This is a genomic window from Endozoicomonas sp. Z74 (assembly GCF_057680865.1).
The window spans coordinates 12895-35286 of record NZ_JBLYZI010000044.1 but is presented as its reverse complement, the minus strand read 5'-3'; the positions used below and the strand labels follow the sequence as shown (position 1 = coordinate 35286).

Annotated in this window: 17 protein-coding genes; 7 read left to right on the top strand and 10 right to left on the bottom strand. The window is 52.2% G+C overall.

Annotation, left to right across the window (positions count from 1 at the left end; all coding sequences use genetic code 11):
• Positions 1-30: 30 nt before the first annotated feature.
• Together pdxB and ACNRUY_RS13910 are read left to right on the top strand one after the other, a co-directional pair.
• Positions 31-1188 carry a 4-phosphoerythronate dehydrogenase PdxB gene (gene pdxB / locus ACNRUY_RS13915; RefSeq protein ID WP_488112247.1) on the top strand — a complete coding sequence of 386 codons (1158 nt, stop codon included), beginning with the start codon at positions 31-33 and terminating at the stop codon, positions 1186-1188.
• Between the two features lie 117 nt (positions 1189-1305).
• Positions 1306-2934 carry a hypothetical protein gene (locus ACNRUY_RS13910; RefSeq protein WP_488112246.1) on the top strand — a complete coding sequence of 543 codons (1629 nt, stop codon included), beginning with the start codon at positions 1306-1308 and terminating at the stop codon, positions 2932-2934.
• 2 nt (positions 2935-2936) lie between these two features.
• Here ACNRUY_RS13910 and ACNRUY_RS13905 read toward each other — a convergent pair whose 3' ends face one another.
• The 5 genes from ACNRUY_RS13905 to ACNRUY_RS13885 all read right to left on the bottom strand — a co-directional run bounded on the left by ACNRUY_RS13905 (position 2937) and on the right by ACNRUY_RS13885 (position 9563).
• On the bottom strand, positions 2937-3968 hold the full coding sequence (locus ACNRUY_RS13905; RefSeq protein ID WP_488112245.1) for a ribonuclease T2 family protein: 1032 nt from the start codon (positions 3966-3968) through the stop codon (positions 2937-2939).
• Positions 3969-4006: 38 nt separating this feature from the next.
• Positions 4007-4372 carry a YacL family protein gene (locus ACNRUY_RS13900; RefSeq protein WP_488112244.1) on the bottom strand — a complete coding sequence of 122 codons (366 nt, stop codon included), beginning with the start codon at positions 4370-4372 and terminating at the stop codon, positions 4007-4009.
• A gap of 73 nt (positions 4373-4445) precedes the next feature.
• Positions 4446-6140 carry a bifunctional protein-serine/threonine kinase/phosphatase gene (locus ACNRUY_RS13895; RefSeq protein WP_488112243.1) on the bottom strand — a complete coding sequence of 565 codons (1695 nt, stop codon included), beginning with the start codon at positions 6138-6140 and terminating at the stop codon, positions 4446-4448.
• Between the two features lie 17 nt (positions 6141-6157).
• A complete protein-coding gene (locus tag ACNRUY_RS13890) occupies positions 6158-7984 on the bottom strand; it encodes a hypothetical protein (protein WP_488112242.1) in 1827 nt (608 codons plus the stop codon).
• Between the two features lie 109 nt (positions 7985-8093).
• Complete coding sequence (locus ACNRUY_RS13885) at positions 8094-9563, bottom strand: NarK family nitrate/nitrite MFS transporter (RefSeq protein WP_488112241.1); 1470 nt, start codon at positions 9561-9563, stop codon at positions 8094-8096.
• Positions 9564-9899: 336 nt separating this feature from the next.
• Between ACNRUY_RS13885 and nirB the strand changes: the two genes are divergently transcribed.
• From nirB to ACNRUY_RS13860, 5 genes are all read left to right on the top strand, one after another.
• On the top strand, positions 9900-12434 hold the full coding sequence (gene nirB, locus ACNRUY_RS13880; RefSeq protein ID WP_488112240.1) for a nitrite reductase large subunit NirB: 2535 nt from the start codon (positions 9900-9902) through the stop codon (positions 12432-12434).
• Between the two features lie 61 nt (positions 12435-12495).
• Positions 12496-12840 (top strand): nitrite reductase small subunit NirD, encoded by a 345-nt coding sequence (gene nirD, locus ACNRUY_RS13875; RefSeq protein WP_488112239.1) that lies wholly within the window; start codon positions 12496-12498, stop codon positions 12838-12840.
• The gene (locus ACNRUY_RS13870; RefSeq protein WP_488112238.1) at positions 12840-14096 is read left to right on the top strand and encodes an NAD(P)/FAD-dependent oxidoreductase; all 1257 of its coding nucleotides are present in this window, start codon (positions 12840-12842) and stop codon (positions 14094-14096) included. The genes nirD and ACNRUY_RS13870 overlap by 1 nt, the downstream gene beginning before the upstream one ends.
• An 88-nt stretch (positions 14097-14184) precedes the next feature.
• Positions 14185-16971, top strand: a complete 2787-nt coding sequence (locus tag ACNRUY_RS13865) for a molybdopterin-dependent oxidoreductase (protein WP_488112237.1) — start codon at positions 14185-14187, stop codon at positions 16969-16971.
• Positions 16972-16977: 6 nt separating this feature from the next.
• Positions 16978-17259 carry a GNAT family N-acetyltransferase gene (locus ACNRUY_RS13860; RefSeq protein WP_488112236.1) on the top strand — a complete coding sequence of 94 codons (282 nt, stop codon included), beginning with the start codon at positions 16978-16980 and terminating at the stop codon, positions 17257-17259.
• On the opposite strand, the gene ACNRUY_RS13855 is transcribed toward ACNRUY_RS13860, so the two are convergent.
• From ACNRUY_RS13855 to gltA, 5 genes are all read right to left on the bottom strand, one after another.
• On the bottom strand, positions 17250-18488 hold the full coding sequence (locus ACNRUY_RS13855) for a serine/threonine-protein kinase (protein WP_488112235.1): 1239 nt from the start codon (positions 18486-18488) through the stop codon (positions 17250-17252). The two genes, ACNRUY_RS13860 and ACNRUY_RS13855, sit on opposite strands and share 10 nt — an antisense overlap.
• Before the next feature lie 223 nt (positions 18489-18711).
• Positions 18712-19290, bottom strand: a complete 579-nt coding sequence (gene ddpX / locus ACNRUY_RS13850) for a D-alanyl-D-alanine dipeptidase (RefSeq protein ID WP_488112234.1) — start codon at positions 19288-19290, stop codon at positions 18712-18714.
• Between the two features lie 104 nt (positions 19291-19394).
• Complete coding sequence (locus ACNRUY_RS13845; RefSeq protein ID WP_488112233.1) at positions 19395-20039, bottom strand: HAD family hydrolase; 645 nt, start codon at positions 20037-20039, stop codon at positions 19395-19397.
• Positions 20036-20761: a TerC family protein gene (locus tag ACNRUY_RS13840; RefSeq protein WP_488112232.1), complete on the bottom strand. Its 726-nt coding sequence runs from the start codon at positions 20759-20761 to the stop codon at positions 20036-20038. Before ACNRUY_RS13840 ends, ACNRUY_RS13845 begins: the two co-directional genes overlap by 4 nt.
• A gap of 193 nt (positions 20762-20954) precedes the next feature.
• A complete protein-coding gene (gltA, locus tag ACNRUY_RS13835; protein ID WP_488112231.1) occupies positions 20955-22244 on the bottom strand; it encodes a citrate synthase in 1290 nt (429 codons plus the stop codon).
• Between the last annotated feature and the right edge of the window lie 148 nt (positions 22245-22392).

Sequence of the window (22392 nt, the reverse complement as noted above, 5' to 3'; positions counted from 1 at the left end):
CGTTTTGCGATCGAACTCCCATAGGAATCTATGAAAATTGTTGCTGACGAGAACATTCCTTTACTGATGGAGTGCTTTGGGGCCATGGGCGAGGTGGTGGCCCTGCCGGGACGGAAGATTTCTGCCGAAGATGTAAAAGAAGCAGATGCCCTGCTGGTGCGGTCTGTCACCCGGGTGGATGCTGCCTTGCTTGAGGGGAGTTCTGTCAAGTTTGTTGGAACGGCCACCGCGGGTTTTGACCATATTGACCGGGAGTATCTTCAATCCCGTCATGTGGCCTTCAGTCATGCCCCGGGCTGTAATGCAACGGCTGTCGTTGAGTATGTGCTGGCGGCACTGGATGTGCTGTCGGAAAGGGATGGCTTTTCCCTTCAGGACCGTCGGGTCGGTATTGTAGGCAAAGGTCAGGTGGGTGGCCGTCTTTATCAGATGATGAAGCGTCTGGGAGTGACGGTTTGTGCCTGTGACCCTTTTCTTGAGCAGAAAGAGGAGCAAGACGACGACGTTCATTTTGTCAGCCTGGATAAGCTGATCGAAACATCAGATGTGATTTGCCTGCACACACCCTTGACTACGGATGGCCCCTATCCCAGCTACCACCTGATCGATACACCGCAACTGGCAAGCATGGAGCCGGGTACGATTTTGATCAATGCGGGCCGGGGGGCAGTGGTCAACAATGAAGCGTTGAAGGAAACCCTTGGTAAGCGACAGGACATCACTGTGGTGTTGGATGTATGGGAGTTTGAGCCCGATGCCGACCCGGAACTGATGAATCGGGTGGCGATTGCCACTCCCCATATTGCCGGTTACAGCCTGGATGGAAAAATCCGGGGAACCGGGATGATCTACAAGGCATTGTGCCACTGTTTTGGCTTGCCAGCCCGGGTGAGGATGGCCGCTGTTACCCCTCTGCCGGTGTTAAAGCAGATGAGCTTTTTTGATTCAGTGGAGGTCAGCGAAACCTGTTCCCGGGCTATCCGTGCGGTTTATGATCTTCGCAGAGACGACAGTTGCATGAGAAAAGCGCTGCTGGGGCTGGAGCAGTCGGGTCGAATGCAGGCTTTTGATCGGCTCAGAAAGCAATACCCCGATCGCAGGGAGTTTAATACGCTGAAAGTGTCGGCCAGGGACTGCTCGGAGTCCATCATCCATGCCCTTGATGTAATGAATTTCAAGTTGTCCTGAGAACAACGTTTCTGCACAGAGTGTTATCAGGGAGAGATTAGGAATCTCCCTGTAAACTGTGGTAATTGTATAGGGTAAAGCGGATCCATTAACCACCGTTACCAAAAGGACTTGGTGATGAATAAGCGACCTTGCATTTCTCCTCAGGAAAGGCTGTATTCACTCTCCTTCTTTTTCACTTCTCCCCTGTACAGAGCGGCTTTACTGGCCCTGTTGCTGGTACTGGCCAGTATAAGCCGGCCAGGATACAGCGCTCATTATCATGATGATGTTGAAGCCTTTCCTCCCTGGAAAGAGGGCAGGGAGCTGGGTGAGTTGAATATGCCCGTGTCATCAGACAATGAGCAGGCCAGGCTTCATTTCCAGACCGGGGTCAAGCTGGTTCATCTGTATGAATTTCCGGAGGCCATGTGGAGCTTCAAAAAAGCCCAGGAGCTGGACCCAACCTTTGCCATGGCCTACTGGGGCGAAATGATTGCCAGCCAGATGCTGGTCTGGTACGCCAAAATGCCGGAGCAGGCGCTACGGGCCTATGAGAGGATGGAGCGCCATGCTGATCTTGAAAACCTGACCGTTTTGGAAAAAGGATTGATTGAGGCTACCCGGGTGCTGTTCCAGGATTCCAGAGGTTTACCGCCTTATGATCGAAACTCTTCCGTCTGGGGGTTTCGCAAGAACATGGCGGAGCTGATGCGACGCTTTCCCGGTGACCCGGATGTGAAGGTTTTATATGGTTACTCTGTGCTGGGCACCCGGCGAGGCGTGAGGGATTTTAAAACCAACCGCAAGGCAGCGGCGCTGTTTCTGGAAGTGCTTCAAAACCACCCGAAGCATCCGGGAGCTCTCCATTATCTGCTCCATGCCACGGAAAATCCGGTTCAATCCTACCTGGGTCGCCAGTCTGCTGAAACCATGGCGGACATTGCCTCTGCTTCTATCCATGCCCTGCATATGCCATCTCATCACTACTTTACCCTGGGGGACTGGCAGAAAGTGGTGGATATTAATATGAAGGCCTGGGAGGGGTCCTGGGAGAGAGCCCGGGAGCTCAAGTTGAGTGAAGACACTCTGGAGTACCATGGCTATGGCTGGGTGATTTATGGGCTATTGCAGCAGGGGCGACACCGGGAGGCCTATCAGGCACTGAAGGATCTCTATCAGCTTTATGAAAAAAGCCCAAGTAGCACTAAACTGAAATACCTGCTGTTTGCCCGGGCCGGTTTTCTGGTAGACAGTCCGTCCGACAGCAGGGAGCGTCGACGGGTCCGCGAAGCCAGGCTTTCTTTTGAGGGAGCGCTGACTGCAGCGATGGCTGCCAGTATTTATGCCACGGCCTATGATGCCTGGCAGTCAGGAGACCGGAAGCGGGTGATGGGGGCGGTGAATCAGTACCAGGAAGCCATGTCCAAAGGGGTGGATGGCCTGGGACCGCCGGACCGGGATGCCGTGAAGATTATGCATCAGCTGACGCTGGGTTTGGGCAGGCTGGTTCAGGACGGTGATTTTCTGGCCGCTGATGACCACTTCTCGAAAGCCCGGATCATGGAGCTGGAAATGGTTCATGAGCATGGTATTCCCCTGGTGGTCAAACCGGCCATGGAGATGTATGCCGAGTTTTTAAAGGTGCAGGGAAAAGAAAGGTACAGGGAGGCGGAATACTTCTATGAAATGGCCCTGAAGTTTCAGCCGGGTCGAAAAGTCGCTCTGGAAGGGCTTGAAGAAGTCCGGCGGGCCCAGGGGATGTGAGATTACTTCTCATATCCCCGTTCATCCAGACGAAAATTATCCGGGCAGTTGCTTTTTTGAGTTTTGTCGGCCTTTCTCAACAGTTGAGGCAGTGAGCCATCAAGATTGGCAGGCAGTTTGATCTGTATTTCCACCAGAAGATTCCTGCGACACTTCAAGTCCAGCATGCCGGTTGCTCCAGGCCCGAAGCTGTTCTCAAAAGCCTGCCGAAAATCAGCCTGGCGAACCATTTTGCCAATATTGGGTTTGATGAAATTCGTTACAAAGGTGGACTGGTTAATTTCTGTCGCCAGTTTCACCGATGTTTGAAAATAAGCGTTGGGGTTGTCGTGGAGGCAGGTACCGTGTTTCCAGTATTCATGGCGCTCCAGGCAGGAACCAAACTGGGCGCTGGGCATAATGGGATGGAGCAGCTTCTGGGTGGCAGGAACCAGGTTTAAGGCCGGATAATTACAGAAATCCCCGGACGATCCACTGACAGAGCCACAGTAACCGTACTCTCTGCCACATTCCTGTTTGTTGGGCCATAGCCCGTGAAGGCTGAACTGCCGGTGGGCCGGATGGTTCCCATCTCCGGTGATGGCAATGCACTCCTTTTTTGTTCGGTTGCCCAGCTCGCAAAAAGCATTTTGCAGGCTGAGTGCCAGGATGTGACTGTCGTATTGACCAGGGTTGGTGCAGCCTTTTGGGGTGGCGCCGACCGTTGTCAGGTTTGCTTCTGGCGGGGCATCAGCAATTTTGCCACAGTTTCCCTTAACCCAGCGTTCCGGTGAGGGGGAGAGGGTTGTGTGTAACCTGACCCAGGTTGGGGCTTCTGCCGGACCCAGGAGCCCAATCACTCGATAGACCTGTCCGGGTTCGGTGTGATGATTTCCCGGGTTGGTCTGCTTTTTTCTGGACTGAAGCAGGGGGCATTTTGCTGTTGCCTCAAATTGCAACGGTTTTGCCGCTGCATTGGGGGCTCCGGCCAACAGCCAGAGTAAGGGAAGAAGCCATGAAAAAAGAGAGACTGTTCTAGCTGATATGGCGTTCATAGTCGTAAATAACCGGGCTGTCTTTTCATGAGGGGGAGTTACTCATTCAAAAACTGCTGCCAGGCCAACAGCAGGGTTTTAAAGTCATCCAGGCCACAGTGGCTGATGGATTCGCTGTCATAATAATCCATATCTTCCATTTCGTCAGATTCCATAGGGGTTTCCGTAAGGGCTGCCCGGACCTCTGCCTGATCCCGTGTCAGGTGGAGGCAGTAATCAGCGCCATCATCGAAATACTCCCAACGCTGGCCGCTGACCAGGGTATCCACCACCTGTAAAAGGTGCTCCAGTTGCCGACGGTTATCACCCAGTTCCTCATTCAGCCAGACTGCCATGGCTTCATGATCCATGGTCAGCTGGGCCTCTGGATGACCGGCAAGGTTGCGTTGGAAAAGAAAATCCATAAATACCTGGTAAAACCCTGAGATGAATGGGTCGGTTATTGTAGGGATCAGAAGCGCTTTGCCAATAGGTAATTCAGCCGAAAATCTGCCACAGGTTCAACAGTAATAGTCCAAGGCTGATGATCTGCCAGGTCAACACCGGATTTCGTTCCATGAAAGGGCGGGGTTTCTTTTGTGAGAACTCAGGGTTGGGCTGGCTCAGGTCATGGAGGAACTCAGATAAGGCGTTGTACCGTTTTGCCGGGTTGGGGGAGGTTGCCCGTGCCAGAGTCCCGTTAATCCAGTCTGGAAGGTGTTCTGCCCGCCGATACCGCAAATGTTGATAATGCCTTATACGCACACTGTCGCCGGGATGCTCAGGGTAAGGCAGCGCGCCGGTCAGCAACTCATAGGTGATGACGCCAATGGAAAACTGGTCAGAATGTTCACCAATGGTGCCATCCAGAAAATACTCCGGAGCCATGTAGTTTTTTGTGCCTGGCAGTCCGCTGGTACTGTGGGCTATCGGTTCCCGTGGCTCTCCCGCTATATGGGCAGAACCGAAATCGATCAACCGGATGCGCCCGTTGCTATCCATCATCAGGTTTTCCGGTTTCAGGTCCTGGTGGAGTATCTGCTGCCGGTGAAGCCCCCTGACGGCACTGATGATTTGTCGAACCAGGTGTCGGACATCGGCCAGCTCGGGTGCCGGATGATCCAGCATCCACTCCCTTAATGTCTGCCCTTCTATGTATTCACAGGCATGGTACAAAAACCGGCGCCCGGGCCGGGGGGGAAGAATGTTCATGATGGAGGGGTGTGTTATCCGGCGGCCGATCCATTCCTCACGGATAAAACCTTCCAGGTACTCCGGGTCGTCCTCGTAATTCACAGAAGGGGTTTTCAGCACCACCATTTTTCCGTCGTCAGGGTGCTCAGCCAGGTAAAGCTGGCTTCGTTTACTGGCGTGCAGGCTTTCGAGAATACGGTAGCCATCAAGGGTCTGGCCAGGATACAGGTCCGGGGGCAGGTTCAGTTGAGCCAGCTGGTGGAGATGTTCCTCCTGCTCTGCACCGGGCAGCTGGTCTATATGGCAGAGTATGCAGCTGACATTGTCGGTGCTGCCCGCATCTAACGCTTTATCCACCAGGGTTTCACTGGTTGATACAAGGCTGTGGCTGTCTTTTACAAGGGTGACGATTTCCTGCTCTGACAGGAAGTCGTGAATACCGTCTGTGGTCAGCAGCAGAAGGTCTCCCTGCTCAACTGGCTCCATCCGGTAGTCAATTTCGATATCCGGGCTCATGCCCAGGGCCCGCCCAAGAAACTGTCGCCCTCCCATGCTGGCTGTATGATCCCGGGTCAGGCAATCCAGCTGCCCCTCTCTGAGGCGCCATGCCCTGGAGTCGCCGGTATGAATGATATGGACGGTATTGGAGCGGATAATGATGGCGGTAAATGTGGTGCACCAGCTGCCCGTTTCCCGGTGGTCCTGATGTCCCTGCTGATAGAGCCATCGATTCAGGGCATTCAGAACTTTGGCCGCGGAACTCCTGACTGACCATGAGTCCGGGGTGCTGTAATAGTCGGAAGTAAAGCTGGCGATGGCGGTATGGCTTGCCTTTCGGGCCTCACTGCAGGCACTGACCCCGTCGGCAATGGCCAGCAGGGCGCCTTTGTACCGTAGCTGCGAGGCATTATCCGGTATATGGGCAATCAGGGCATCCTGGTTCTCATGCTTTTTACCGGCTTTTGAGAGTGAAAGGGTGTCTAGCTTAAGAGTCTGCATTGTAAGTTAAGTTTTTGTTATTGCTGGTTATTGTGTGTTGCAGCCTGTTCGCAAGAAATCGTCAACATTAAGGGCACCAGTGTGAACCAGTGATTGACTCCATCATGGATAACTGGAATGGCTGTCTGATGGGTTTCCTCCCAGGAGGGAGAGGCGTGGTCTAGAGCTATACCGTTTGCTTGTACAATACCTGCGTTCAGGTTTCCAGTATCCGTGTTAGGGTGAACCAGTAATACCGGCGTGGCAAGAATTGCTGCGATAACAGGGATCGCTTGCTGGGCACCAAAAACGTCAGGAGCTACTGCATCATGTAGCGTATCTAGAATCACTTCAGCTGTGATGGTTCCTCCCAGGTTGTTGTTGAAGGCATGGACTTTTGATTGTAACTCTATATCGTTGTTCAGCAGTGCTTCGTTATGGTTAAAATAGAGAATCAGAAAGCTGGCGATAACCTGTCGCATCCAGTCTCCTTTATTTTTTATACTGTTCAGTTCTGGCTCTTTGTTGATGACTCCTTCTGCAAAGCAATGATACAAGCAGCTATTATCTTTTGGTATTGCTTGAGCCTGATACCTGTGAGTTGACATGTACTCAATGAGTTGCTGTAGATATTGTAATTGTTCAGGGGGGAGTTGAGTGGCAGGAGATGGGCTAAGGGCCCTGTTGTTGCTTTCCAGGGCTGATAGTTGTTCAGGGGCGAACAATACGACCATGTTTCTTATGTTGCTTTCGATAGCGGAAAAATCACCCCTGTTATCGGGCTCATGTCGGTTTAAAATCTTGATATACAATGACTGGATAATCAAGCTTAGAAACTCTTTCTGCTTTCCTGTCAGCATCCAGTTGAAATTGCCTGGAAATAAACTCAAAAGTTCCATTGATACCTCTGGTAAGCCGGAGGATGACTGGGACTGTGTTGCTTCAGAAGCGCAGAAAAGAAGCTGCTCAATATGAGGAATATCCTGGTTGTCTGTGGCCTGAGCTACGATGGATTGAATGTTCTTGTGCAGGGCACCAAGGCTTTGCTCATCTCCCTCTAATAAGGAGGAAGCAATGCATGTGTCTGAATCGTAATCCATAGCTTTGATTTGGGATTGGGCGAATTTACATTGATAGAGAGTCGCTCCTTTCACGCATAGCCCGGACAGTTGACAAGAAGTGAAGTCATGGAACCTTAATAGTGAGCCTTTAAAAGAGAGCTTTGATGGAGTTTGCCTTTGCCAGCAAAGGATATCGGGAAATCTGATATGTTCAAAGTGTTGGAGCTGAGCCATGAAGCAGGGGGTTTCAAAGAAAATCCACGATTGTCTGAGATGGGTACGTATTTCCTGGTACTGAAGCCACCGAACCGGGATTTCCGAGGGGTGAAATGAGTGAGCCATGCCCAGATACGATAAGGGGTTGTATAATAAGCTGGGAAAGTGGACAACCAGCATGGATTCAATGGGAGCAATAACCTCTTTTATCGTTCTTCCAATCCATTCCCATAATGACCAAGTGGTGGGGGAGGGCTGGTGCGCTCTATTAAGCTCATCTCCTATTTTGCTTAAGGAGAGGCAGTTAGTCGTTTTAGCTACTTTGCTCTGAATGAAGGTTGGTCGTTGACTATCCTGTGCAGTCATGACTAAAAAGCTGGAAAATTGTGCCTCCGGGATGGGGGTTAAACTCATTGTTCCTGCCCCCAGAGCGTCAAGTCCCAAAGCCTGCCAGAGCTCTGGATTGTCCGACTTTAAAGAGGTTATCGAGTGATCATGGTGTTTCTGATGATCCACTCCAGCCATGGCAGAAAAAGAGATCCCAACCATGCACAACCCAAGAAATGGAATAACGAGCGGTGCAATCATACTACCAGGATAAAACTGAATTCAAATGTTCCCCATACTAGCACAGCTAAGCTTCCATCTATGGGTAAGACCAGGCACATTGTAGATATTACCTGGTCAGATCAGATCCTCAGGCTACATCAATCATGGTGACACTGCCATCGGGCATCACTTCAGCCATCTGGCCTTTGGGCTCTTCCATTAACAGCAGGGCCAGAAAACCCAGTGCGGCAGTGGCGGCGATGACCATGAAAAAGGTCTGGTAATCCACCAGGGAAAGCACCGTGAGATAGAAGACAGCCCCCACATTACCATAGGCTCCGGTCATACCGGCAATCTGTCCGGTCAGCCTTCGCTTGATCAGGGGGACCACTGCAAATACGGCTCCTTCGCCAGCCTGAACAAAGAAGGAACAGGTCATGGCGGCAATAACAGCCATCACCAGGGGCCAGCTGGAATCGATAACGCTCATCACCAGGTAACCCACGGCCAACCCTGCGGTCATGATCAATAAGGTGGATTTTCGGCCAAAGCGGTCACTGATCAGGCCGCCACCGGGGCGGGACATCAGGTTCATAAAGGCATAGGCAGAGGCCACCAGGCCCGCCATCACCGGATCCAGTTGGAAGGTGTCGGCAAAAAAGAGGGGCAGCATGGACACCACGGCGAGCTCTGAGCCAAAAGTGGCAAAGTACAGCACATTCAAAACCGCAACCTGTTTGAACTTATACTGATGAATCGCCGGAACCGGGGTTGAGAAGATTTCTTTGTTGACCTGCCACACTTTCCAGCAGTCAAAGGCATACAGTAATACCAGGCTCAAGTAGATTGCGTTGACGACACCGCCAGACAACATGCTGACGCCATTGGGGGACAGCTTCCAGGCCAGCAGGGCCAGGGCCGCATACATGGGAATTTTCATCAGCAATAACAGAAAGAAGTCGTTTTTTGACGTGACTTCCATGGCTCCGATATTTTTTGGGCGGAAGTAAGTAGAGCCTTTAGGGGTGTCGGTGACATTGAAGAAGTAGATAACGCTATAACCCAGTGAAAGAAGGCCTGTTACGCCTACGGCGTAGCGCCAGCCATCTTCTCCGCCAAAGAGCAGCGCCAGACCGGGCAGGCTCATGGCCGCGGCGGCAGAACCGAAGTTGCCCCAGCCACCGTAGATGCCTTCAGCGGTTCCCAGCTGGCGGGCGGGGAACCACTCGGACACCATGCGGATGCCGATCACAAAACCGGCACCAATGGTTCCCAGCAGAAAACGGGCGATGGCCGCCTGGGTGAAGTTATCGGCCAGGGCATACATAAAGCAGGGAATGCTGCAGAGGGCCAGAAGGGCTGAGTAGGTTCTGCGGGGGCCAAACCGGTCTGTGAGCATGCCAATCAATACCCGGGCAGGAATGGTTAACGCCACATTCAGAATCAGCAATGTCTTTAATTGCTCCCGGGTCAGCCCCAGGGAGTCGGCAATAGCCAGAGCCAGTGGGGCATGGTTGAACCAGACCACAAAGCTGATAAAAAACGCAATCCAGGAAAGGTGCAGAATTTTGGTTTTCCCATTAAATGAGAGCAGGTTGAAACGGTCGGGGTTATTCATAACGGCCTATGAGTCGCTTTTTATTAGTGAACGAGAGTTTAAGCGCTTTTCAAAAGAGGGATAGCAAAGATCAGGCCAGGTGGAAAACGGTAGCGTTGCCGTTTAAAAGAAAATAAATTGCACCAAAATAACACGGGCTAAAATGCGACTGTCTTTTTTTGGTGCGCTCTTCGGGCTGGCATCTGTCAATTAACGGCCTTATTCATCCTTTTTACCTTTAACGGTTATACGTATTGGGTTGGCATAACACCTGCTAACAACACCTGCCAAGAGTACGGCATAAGAGTGGGTACTCAACTTAATGCATTGATCTTCCAGAAAGAAGGATGGGCCGGAATGAGCAGGAAACCAACCCTGGTAGTCGTCGGTAACGGTATGGTAGGCCACAGCTTTATGGAGAAGCTGGTGGCTGCAGGTGGACTGGAGCAATACCAGGTGGTTGTTTTTGGTGAGGAGTGCCGGCCTGCTTATGACCGGGTTCATCTTTCCGAGTATTTCAGTGGCCGTACGGCGGATGAGCTTTCCATGGTACCCGACGGCTTTTATCAGCAGCAGGGAATTGACCTGATTCTCAATGAGAAGGTCGTGGCCATTGACCGGGAAAATCAGCAATTAACCACGGATAAAAAAAGAACGGTTGATTATCAGCGACTGGTGCTGGCCACGGGCTCCTATCCTTTTGTGCCACCCGTTCCGGGACATGAAAGAGAGAATTGTTTTGTCTATCGCACCATTGAAGACCTGGAGGCGATTACCGCTGCGGCCCAAAACAGTAAAGCAGGGGCCGTTGTCGGTGGAGGTCTGCTCGGTCTGGAAGCTGCCAAGGCATTAAAAGATCTGGGGCTTGAAACCCATGTGGTTGAATTCGCCCCCCGGCTGATGGCCGTTCAGGTGGATGATGGCGGTGGGGCCATGCTCCGGAAAAAAATAGAAGCCCTGGGCGTGCAGATTCATACCGGGAAAAATACCCGGTTAATTACCGATGGCGAAGAAGCGGTTCATCAGATGCAGTTTGCTGACGGTGAGGTGCTCAATACCGATATTATTCTGTTTTCCGCCGGTATCCGACCCAGAGATGAACTGGCCAGACAATCCGGACTGTCGGTTGGGGAGCGTGGCGGCATAGAGATCAACAATTATTGCCAGACGTCGGATGCCGCTATTTATGCCATTGGAGAGTGTGCTTTGTGGCAAAACCGGATATTTGGCCTGGTGGCTCCGGGTTATCAAATGGCTCAGGTGGCTGTGGACCATTTAACCGGTGTCGTTGACACTGAGTTTACCGGCGCGGATATGAGTACCAAGCTGAAACTGATGGGAGTCGATGTGGCGAGCATCGGGGATGCCCATGGTCATACCGGGGGATCACTCAGCTATCAGTTTATCGATGAAGAGCATCAGGTGTATAAAAAACTGGTGGTGTCCAAAACCAAAAAGAAGGTGTTGGGTGCAGTCCTGGTAGGGGAGGCAGAAGACTATGGCACACTGCTGCAGATGATGCTCAATGGCATCGCTCCGCCAGACAACCCCTCTGAATTGATTTTGCCTTTAACCGAAGGCTCATCCTCTTCAGGGCTAGGGGTGGCGGCGCTGCCGGACACTGCACAGATCTGTTCCTGTTTTAATGTCAGCAAAGGCGACCTGGTGGGGGCTGTGGCCGGTGGGTGCCAGGACATTGCCTCACTGAAGGCTGAAACCAGTGCCGGAACAGGCTGCGGGGGGTGTGCCCAGCTGGTGAAGCAAGTGCTCGATCATGAGCTCACCCAGTTGGGGGTGGAAGTCAAAAAAGACATCTGTGAACACTTCCCACACTCCCGTCAGGAACTCTATCACCTGGTTCGGGTTGGGAAGTTGCGCTCTTTTGATGAGGTGGTGGAGAAGCACGGTCGGGGCATGGGGTGTGATATCTGTAAACCCACCATTGGCTCGATTCTGGCGTCCTGCTGGAATGATTACATCCTCAAGTCAGAACACGCCCCCTTGCAGGATACCAACGACTACTTCCTTGGCAATCTGCAAAAAGACGGCACTTACTCAATTGTGCCCAGGGTGCCGGGGGGCGAAATCACGCCAGATAAACTCATTGTTATTGGTGAAGTGGCGAAAGAATTTAACCTTTATACCAAAATCACCGGTGGCCAGAGGATTGACCTGTTTGGTGCCCAGGTCAATGAACTACCCGGAATCTGGAAGCGCCTGGTGGATGCCGGTTTTGAAACGGGCCATGCCTATGGGAAATCACTTCGGACCGTGAAATCCTGTGTGGGCAGTACCTGGTGCCGCTATGGCGTCCTGGACAGTACCAGTATGGCCATCGCCATCGAAAACCGCTATCGGGGCGTCCGTTCTCCTCACAAGATCAAAATGGCGGTATCCGGTTGTACCCGTGAGTGCGCCGAGGCCCAGAGTAAAGATGTGGGTGTGATTGCCACGGAAACGGGCTGGAATCTTTATGTAGGTGGCAATGGTGGTATGAAACCCCGTCATGCCGACCTGTTTGCCACCGGCCTCGATGACGAAACCCTGGTGAAATACATTGATCGTTTCCTGATGTTCTATATACGAACCGCAGACCGCCTGCAAAGAACCTCCGTCTGGCTGGATAACCTGGAAGGGGGGCTGGATTATCTGAAGGCAGTCATTATTGAAGACAGTCTGGGGATTAACCGGGAGCTGGAAGATGAAATGACGCACCTGGTGGGCACCTATCAGTGTGAGTGGAAAACGACGCTGGAAAGCCCGGAGAAACTGAAGCGGTTCAGTCACTTTGTTAACAGTGACCAGTTGGACAGCAATGTCGTGTTTGTGGGTGAGCGCAGCCAGAAAAGGCCCGCGACAGAGCTCGAGAAAATTGAGTTAAGACAGTCTTGAACGGTAAATAAAACAGTCTTGAACGTTAAAAACAGTCTTGATCCCGGAAAGGAGATTTATCATGGAACAGTGGACGAGCATCTGCACCGTTGAAGAACTGGCCTCAAACCTTGGGGTCTGTGCGCTGATTGATGGCCAGCAGGTGGCGGTGTTTCGGGTGGACCAGAACTATTTTGCCCTGGATAATTTTGACCCTTTCAGCAAGGCCAATGTGATCGCCAGGGGCATTGTCGGGGATCTTCGGGGGCGGAGGGTGGTCGCCTCTCCGGTTTATAAGCAGCATTTTGACCTGGAGACCGGACAGTGTCTGGAAGACAGTGATGTTTGTCTCAACGTCTATCCCGTCAGGGAAAGTGAGGGCTGCATCCAGGTGATGGCAAGCCCTTTTGCCCGGCAGGTGGCCTGATGATGAGTGATAAACCCAGGCTGCTGGTGATCGGTAATGGAATGGGATCGGTTCGCTTTCTTGAGCAGCTGTTTGCCGTCTCTTCTGATGGGGAGGCTGATGGGAAGAATTGTCCTTTTCAGGTGACTGTCCTTTCAGAAGAGAGCAGTCCGGGCTACAACCGGATTCAATTGTCCAGGCTGCTCGCTGGCAGCATTGATATTGAAGGTATTCACTTGCAGAGTGAGTCCTGGTATCAGGAGCGGGGGATTACTCTGCTGATGGGGGCCGGTAACCGGGTGGTTGATATTGACCGTACCCTGAAACAGGTGACCACGGTGGATGGCAAAACACTGGACTATGATCGTCTGGTTCTGGCCACGGGATCACTTCCCAACCAGATTCCGGTGCCAGGGGCTGACCTCGAGGGCGTTCTGGCTTTTCGAACCCTTGATGATGTTCACCAGATGCTGGAAGTCGGCCAAAAAGAGGCGGTAGTGATTGGGGGTGGTTTGCTGGGGCTGGAGTGTGGCAGTGGCCTGGCAAAGCGAGGACTGTCCGTGACCATTGTCGATAACATGCCCATTCCCATGGCGCGGCAGCTGGATCACTGTGCTGGCAATATGTTGCGCAGCGAGCTGGAGAGTAGGGGGATTGCCTTTCGCTCCAGTGCCAGCCTGCAGTCGTATTCAGGAAAAGAGGGGCGGGTCACCGGCGTTCAGCTTGAAGGGGAGTTTTTGCCCACGTCCCTGGTGGTGGTGACCGCTGGCGTCAGACCGAACATTGAGCTGTTGCAAAAAAACGGGCTCAAGTGTGACCGGGGCATTCTGGTGAACAACCGGCTGGAGACATCGGACCCCAGTATTCTGGCCATTGGTGAATGTGTTCAGATGCAGCTGGAGGGCGAGTCTCTTTTTTTCGGGCTGGTGGCTCCGGTTTATCAGCATGCTGAAATTGCCGCCAATACATTGCTGGGGAACCCTTCCCCAGGGTTTGTGCCAGCCCCCACTCCAACCAGTCTCAAGGTGGACGGCATCGACCTGTTTTCCAGTGGGGACTTTAACCCGAACGAAGGCGACGAAGTGCAGCAAATCCATGCACCGGATTCGGGAGTCTATCGCAAGCTGGTGCTGCGGGATGACCGAATAAAAGGAGTCCTGCTTTACGGTGATGTGACTGATGGGCTCTGGTATCAGGCGCTCATGGAAGACGGTCAGGATATTTCAGCCATGGGTCAGCAATTGATTTTTGGCCAGCGCTATCTCACGGCCGGCTGATCACAGCGGTATAACAACTAGATCTAATCAATGCTTGAAAAGGGAAGTCATCATGTCCGTTTCCGGGGTATCTCATGGTGTAGGAAGTTTGGATAAAACCGTTATACAGACGACATGTGCTTATTGTGGAGTGGGCTGCGGCATCACGGCAACGGTGACCGATCCGGATCTGCACCTGGTGGAAATCAGTGGCCGGGAGGATCATCCCGCCAACTACGGCAGGCTCTGCTCCAAGGGCAGTGCCCTGGGAGAGACGGTTTCTCTGGAGGGGCGGTTGCTGAGCCCGAAAATCGGGGGGAAAGCCGTTGTCTGGTCAAAGGCCCTTGATGAGTTGGCTTCGCGACTAACGGATACCTTGAAGCGTTATGGCCCTGAGTCCATTGCTCTGTATGGCTCAGGTCAGTTATTGACGGAAGATTATTACGTTGCCAATAAACTGATGAAGGGGTTTATTGGCAGTGCCAATATGGACACCAATTCCCGACTCTGTATGGCTTCGACGGTGGCGGGCCAGAAAAGGGCGTTTGGCTCTGATACTGTGCCTAATAATTACCAGGATCTGGAGCTGGCGGATCTGCTGATCCTTTCCGGATCCAATACCGCCTGGTGCCATCCGGTATTGTTCCAGAGAATCCGGGCCATCAAAGAACAGCGCCCGGAAATGAAGGTGGTGGTCATTGATCCCAGGCGAACCGATACCTGCGATATTGCCGATCTGCATCTGGCGATCCAGCCGGGCAGCGATGTGCTGCTGTTTAATGGACTGCTGTCGTACCTTGCGGATCATGATGCACTGGATCAGTCTTTCATTGAGCAGTGGTGTTCCGGTTTTGATGAGGCTCTGGGGACCGCTGAAAACAGTTTTGACAGCCTGACTGACCTGGCAGAGCGCTGTGGGGAGGACATTGAAAAAATCCTGCGGTTTTATCACTGGTTTCTCCGTACACCGAAAACGGTAACAGCCTGGTCACAGGGAGTGAATCAGTCCCTGTCGGGGACGGACAAAGTCAATGCCATTATTAATTGTCATCTGGCCACCGGTCGTATTGGTCAGCCAGGTAGAGGTCCGCTGTCGTTAACAGGCCAGCCCAATGCCATGGGAGGGCGGGAAGTGGGTGGGCTGGCTAACCAGCTGGCAGCCCATATGGACTTTACGCCGGAGGATATTGACCGGGTTCAGCGATTCTGGAATGCGCCCAATATGGCCAGGGCTCCGGGAAAAACAGCGGTGGATCTGTTCCGGGCCATGGACCGGGGGGAAATCCGCTTTGTCTGGATAATGGGAACGAATCCGGTGGTCAGCCTGCCCGACAGCCACCGGGTGATTAAGGCCCTGGAAAAGTGTCCGACCGTGGTTGTTTCTGACTGCATTGAGCACACGGATACCGCAGACCTGGCAGATATTCTCCTGCCGGCAGCACCCTGGAGTGAGAAAGACGGCACGGTGACCAATTCCGAGCGAAGGGTTTCCAGGCAGCGAGCGCTGTTTCCATTATCCGGTGAAGCCCGTCCGGACTGGTGGATTCTCAGCCAGGTGGCGGGGAAGCTGGGGTTTTCTGAGGCATTTGATTATGGCTGCAGTGGCGATATTTTCAAAGAACATGCGGCTCTGTCCGGATTTGAGAACTCGCCAGGGGGAAAGATCAGGGATTTTAATATTGGACCACTCAGCCGCTTGACCCATGAACAATATGACCGGATGGAACCTTTTCAATGGCCTCTGGTGACGGATGAACCTTCTGAGCATCAAGGCGCTGACTGGCGTCAGCTGTCTGGACAGCTGATGCCCATAGCGACAGAAAAAGATTTTGCGATAGCCTCAGACCTGAAAAGCAAGGAAGCAAAATGTTTTTCACTGAAAAGGTTATTTGGTAAAGGAGGCTTTTATACCCCGGACCGCAAGGCAAGGTTTGTGGCAACCGCTGTCTCAGTCCAGCCAAATACCGTGGGAGAAAAGTATCCGTTGTTGCTTAATACCGGCCGGGTTCGAGATCACTGGCACACTATGACCCGCTCCGGGTTATCAGCCCGTCTGAATCAGCATGTGGATGAGCCGTTTCTTGAAATTCACCCGGACGATGCCCAGGGGCTGTCCATAACCGATGCTTCATTGTGTCGTGTTGAGTCTGAGTTTGGTGAGGTGGTTGTCAGGGCCAAGGTGTCCCGAATCATTAACCGGGGGCAGGTGTTTATGCCCATGCACTGGACGCGGCAAAACAGCCGTTCCGGTTTTTCGGGAACACTGGTTAATCCAGTGCTGGATCCGGTTTCCAAACAGCCTGATCTGAAGTTTACGCCTGTGAGAGTGGAAGCGTTTCAACCGGGCCATTATGGGGTGCTGCTCTGTGGCCAGCGGATTGATTTTTCCACCTTTGATTATGGGACAGAGGTCAGGGGGCAGGGCTGTTTTCGGTATGAGCTGGCAAGCCGTAAACTGGATGATGCCTCTGTGGGAGCCCTGGTAGAAATGGATCATCCCCCTATTGAACGGGTTGAGTATCAGGATTCGGCTTCGGGAGAAAAGCGGATCGCCTGGTTTCAAGGTCCCCATATAAAAGCCTTATGGATATCAGGGGGGCTTTTCTCAAGCAGTGACCGGCTCTGGCTTCAGGGGCTGTTTCGGGAAGAAATAGCATTGACGGACCGCTGGCGGGTTCTGGCGGGCATGCCTCCCCAGGGAGAAGATTCAGGAAGGCAGGTGTGTGCCTGTTTCGGTGTGGGGGAGAAAACCATCTGCCGGGCGGTGGCGGATCAGGGTTATACGGATGCAGCTGAGGTAGGCCTTCATCTGAAGGCAGGCACCAACTGCGGGTCCTGTGTGCCGGAGATCAGGAAACTCATTGCCCTTAGCCTGGAGGATACTGTGACCTCTTGAGATGGATTGCATCGAGCCGAAGTTGAAAAACTGATGGTGCACCCCTGCTCAAGAGGTAAGGGCATTGGCAGGGTACTCATGAATGAGCTTGAGAATAAGGCGGTTGCTTTAAACCGAACGCTACTGGTTCTTGATACCCGTAAGGGCGATTTGGCCTCAAGGCTCTATGAATCTGAGGGCTATCAGCTGGCCGGTGAGGTACCAGGGTTTGCCCGTAACTCAGAGGGAGGGTTTGATTCTACCCTGTACTACTACAAAGAAGTGGGGGTCACCGATTTTCAGTCCTGAAAATAGGGGTGGTGCAGTGCCTCGCTGGGGCTGATTCGGTGATCAGGGTTTATTGCGGTTAGCTGTAAAAACAGGTCTGCAGCCTCATCGCCTTCTTTTGCTTTTAGATCCCGGTGGGCTCGGTCAAGGGCACGCTCAAGTTCCCGGCGGCTTGGTGTTGAGAACCCTCTGTCATTGCGAGAAGGTTTTAAAACGGTTTCCATCACGGCCCGACCCAGCCTCATTTCAGCCAAAATTAATCCAAGGGCCCAGCTGTCCGCTTTATCAGGGGTGGTGCTGGATATTGTGCCCAGTTTTTCAGGGGGTAAGTAATAGGGAGTGCCAGCATAAACCATCTTGTCTTTTCGATCAGCGATACCAAAATCGCATATTTTCAGATGGCCATCCTTTCCCAAAAGGATGTTGTCTGGCTTGAGGTCGTGATGTTGCAGTCCGGCCTGTTCAATGGCAGCAGCTCCATTGATGATTTCATGGATGTCATCACGAAGCTGGTCGCCCCGGATGTTGTCCCGTTTAAGCAAGCGGCTGAGGCTGCCTTTACCCAGCTCCATGATCATATATTTTCCCTCACTGCGCCCTGGCGTCATGGCTTTTATATTGATCAGGTTTTTGTGTGGGCCAATAACCCGGGCCAAACGTAGCATAACGGCGCATTCATGCCTTAAGTCTTTGTCAGAGCCTATGACCTTCATTGCATATTGTTGTTGAGTGTGAACATCCGTTACGACCCAGACTTTGCCAAAAGCGCCTTGTCCAAGAACCTTGATTTTCTCCAGCCTGCTTCTGCCCATTTTGGGCAGTTCTTGTAAGTCAACGTTGAATAGCTTTCGTTGTTTTGCTTCTGGAGGTGGGGTAATGGGTTTAGCCGGTGGGCGTTCTACGTAATTGTGAGGGCGCTTTCTGGCTCTGCGGGGGGCTTTAACTGCCTTTATATTTTCCTGAATAAAGTTTCGGGCAGGTTTTATTGCTGCTTCCCCTTCTTTTTTTATCTGCCGGCCCTTGATTGCTTTGGCTTCCGGTAAAATGCAGTAAGTTTCGGAATCAACCCGCTTTTGGGCTTTTGGAGATTTCTGAGGTGCAGCTTCGACTTTCCGGTTGTTTTTCCGTCCTGGCGGCTGGTCTGCATGGCGCAGTTTTTTATGGTTTTCTTCATATTCCCTGGCAGCAACAGGGTGCAATTCTTTGAAATGCTCCAAAGGCAAGTAAACCTGATGAAATTCTGCGCCCATTCATCACTCCCTGATGAGGCCAATGCTTTTGATATTCGAAGTATAGGTGGTGAAGTGTTACTGGCTAAAAGTTATACCTGATGCGTCAGAACCCTGACGTTTCCGCCAAAATGAACAGAGTGCTTTCGGGTAAAAATAAGATTTTAGCGACCTTATTAACATTACAACCACTACGGTGACCGTTTATAAAGGCTTTGTTTTTATCTTTTTCATGGATTTCTGTTCATGGCTCTGTCAAACCTCTGGGAATATCGCCGGATTGAATTATTGGATAGTTTGTCGCTTCAGGTAACTGATAATGCCACCATTCCGTATCTAAGGGCTCGAATCCGGCAACACTCATTACACCTGCCAGCAGTAGCCGGTTCCGTTGAGCTTCTTCTGACACCTGGTCATTTCCGTGATGAGCCAGAGGGCGGAAATCATCAAAGCCGGTACCCATGTCCAGTTCATGGCCAAATCGGTCAATAATGGTCAGGTCGAGAGCAATCCCCCGGCAGTGGGGGCATACACCTGAATCTGGAGGGGATACATAGTTGGGGTCCGGCAGGTGGTTGTAAAGCGCCTGTTGTATGGAAAGAGGGCGAAATCCATCCCAGATTTTCAGTTTTAGATGGAGGGGGGCGAGCAGTTCAACCGCACGATGCAAGCCTTCAGCGGCTGTTTCATGAAGATAGCAGGCCGGTGAGGCATAGAGAGGGTGTCCGGTAAAGTTGTCTTCGGTGGCATAGGCCAGTGAAAGGCTGACATTGAATGCCTCTTCTGTAACGGGTACCAGGCTGCTGGAGATGCGGTTGGTCATTTATTGTAACTCCTTTATGTCGTAGAGATTGTGTTATGAAGAGTCTTCAGGGTTTGATCATAGACAGAGTTATCGACCTGGATAGGCTTTTTAGTGAAACGGGTTTACCCGGACTCTGTCTGCATGACAGCCCTTATCACAGATAACAGGTCTTCCGGGTGTTCCAGATAGTGATCGGGTTGACCACGGGCAAGTGTGGAGGCATTGTGCCAGCCCCAGCCGGCAGCAATCGCTTTCACTCCAGCCTGTTTTGCTTCAAGGAGATCGCCCAGGGTGTCACCGATGTAAAAAAGGGTTTGATCTGGGTGTTTCGAGGCAATGGCCTGGATTTTCTGAACCTTGCTGGGATTGTGGTCAACGCCGTAGATACTGCGGAAACAGTGCAGTTGATGTTTGTCCAGAAAGAGTTGGGCGGCTTTGGTGAAGTTGGACGTGACCAGGTACAGTGGATGGGTTTCATCCAGTGCTTTCAGGGTTTTAATGGCTTCAGGAAAGCAGGGTGCCTCACTCATCAGGCGGCTCAGGCCAATGGCAAGCTGTTGCAGCTGTCCGGAATCCAGAGTGGATGGGGAAATGGCCTTATGAAGGGAGGCCATGAAGTTGCCTTCAAACAGTTTGAGAATACGGGTCGGGTTACAGAGCTGGGGCTGATGGATATCCTTGAGGAATCCGCAGCAAAAGGGATAGAACGAGTCCCAGGAATCGGCAATGACGCCATCCATATCAAAAATCAGAACGACACCGGTCATTTCACTCTTTTCCTCAGGCGGGTATTCAGCATTTCCACCATCAGGGAAAACGCCATGGCAAAATAGATGTACCCTTTGGGGATATGAAAGTCCAGGCTCTCTGCAATCAGGGAGACACCAATCAGAATCAGAAAGCTCAGGGCCAGCACTTTCAGGGTGGGGTGCTGGCTGACGAACTCTCCAATCGGCCGGGCGGCCACCATCATGACCAGTACCGCAAGCACTATTGCACAGATCATCACCCAGACCTGGTCAACCATACCCACCGCGGTGATCACACTGTCCAGGGAAAAAACAATATCAATCAGGGCGATTTGAACCAAGACAAAAAGAAAGGCGTGGGTGACTACTGGCTTTTGGTGGGTGGTGGTTTCGTCGGCAGGATGGGTGATATCCAGGGCCTGATGAATCTCATGGGTGGATTTGGCAATCAGAAAAAGACCGCCACCCAGCAAAATAAGATCCCGCCCTGACAGGGTTTCTCCAACCAGGGTAAAGAGAGGGGCTGTCAGTCCCATTACCCAGGTCAGGGACAACAAGAGCCCTATTCGGGTCACCATGGCCAGGGTGAGTCCCAGGGTTCGTGCTCTGGGACGCTGATGTGCGGGTAAACGATCAACCAGAATGCTCAGGAAAATGATGTTATCAATGCCAAGGACGATTTCCAGTGAGGTCAGGGTCAGCAGGGCGATGATGGCCTCAGGGGTGAATAGCGGTTCCATTGCAGTCTCTTTTCAGGCGTTTGGCGTTCAGGTGTTTATAGGGCAAGCATAGCCAACACTGGAGTGAAAGCATTGGAGTATGTGGTTTGGAGGGTGGAGGGCTGTTCAGGAAGGGGGGGAGAAGGAACCCCCACACTGGGCTTTTAGCCCGGTGTGGGAGAGGCCGTTTCTAATGCTAAAGGGTTAATGCTGCTCAGCTTCGTTCTGAAACAGGAATGTAGTCTCTCTGAGCTTCACCGGTATAGAGCTGGCGTGGTCGGCCAATTCTGTATTCACCACTGATCATTTCGTGCCAGTGGGCAATCCAGCCTGGAGTCCGGCCTGTGGCAAATATCACGGTGAACATCTCGGTGGGAATGCCCAGGGCCTTGAGGATGATTCCGGAGTAGAAATCCACATTCGGGTAGAGCTTCTTCTCAATGAAGTACTCATCTTCCAGGGCGATTTTTTCGAGGCGCTTGGCAATCTTGAACAGTGGGTCATCTTCCAGGCCAAGCTCTCTGAGGACTTCATCACAGCTCTGCTTCATGACCTTGGCGCGGGGGTCAAAGTTCTTGTACACCCGGTGACCAAAGCCCATCAGGCGGAAGGGGTCGTTCTTGTCTTTTGCTCTGGCAATGAACTCTTCAATGTGCTGCTCATCACCAATTTCATTGAGCATGTTGAGAACGGCTTCATTGGCACCACCGTGAGCGGGTCCCCACAGTGCGGCAATGCCCGCAGCTATACACGCAAACGGGTTGGCTCCGGAGGAGCCAGCAAGACGAACCGTAGAGGTGGAAGCATTCTGTTCATGGTCGGCATGGAGCAGGAAGACTCGGTCCATGGCCTTCGCCAGAACCGGCTTGACCTCATAATCCTCGCAGGGGGTGGCAAACATCATGTGCAGGAAATTGCCGCCGTAGCTGAGGTCATTGCGAGGGTACATGAAGGGCTGGCCGATGGAGTATTTGTAAGCCATGGCTGCCAGTGTGGGCATTTTGGAAATCAGGCGGTAGGCGCAGATTTCCCGATGTGTCTCATTAGTGATGTCCAGAGAGTCATGGTAGAACGCAGAGAGGGCGCCTACTACACCGCACATAATGGCCATGGGGTGGGCATCACGGCGAAAGCCAGAGAACAGGTCGCTCATCTGTTCATGGATCATGGTGTGGCCCATGATGGTGTTTTCGAACTTCTCTTTTTCCTGCTTGGAGGGCAGATCTCCGTAAAGCAGCAAATAGCAGGTTTCCAGGTAGTCGGACTGCTCCGCCAGCTGTTCGATGGGGTATCCCCGGTGCAGAAGAATCCCCTTGTCCCCGTCAATAAAAGTGATTTTGGATTCACAGGATGCCGTAGATACAAACCCGGGGTCGTATGTAAACAAACCCTTTGAAGTCAGGGCTCGAACATCAATGACATCCGGACCCAGGGTCCCCGAGTAAATGGGTAGCTCCAGTGCCTGGTCCGTGTCAATGGAGAGTTGAGCTTTCTTGTCAGCCATTTATGGCCTCCTGTCACGCCGTTTGATCTCGTTATAGTTACTTTTTTACTAAGCCGGGCCTGATTGAAAAATAGGCTATTGGTGTTATTGGCCCCTTTTTACGGTTCGACCACTATAGAGCGATATATCTTTTTGTCAAACGCGCTGA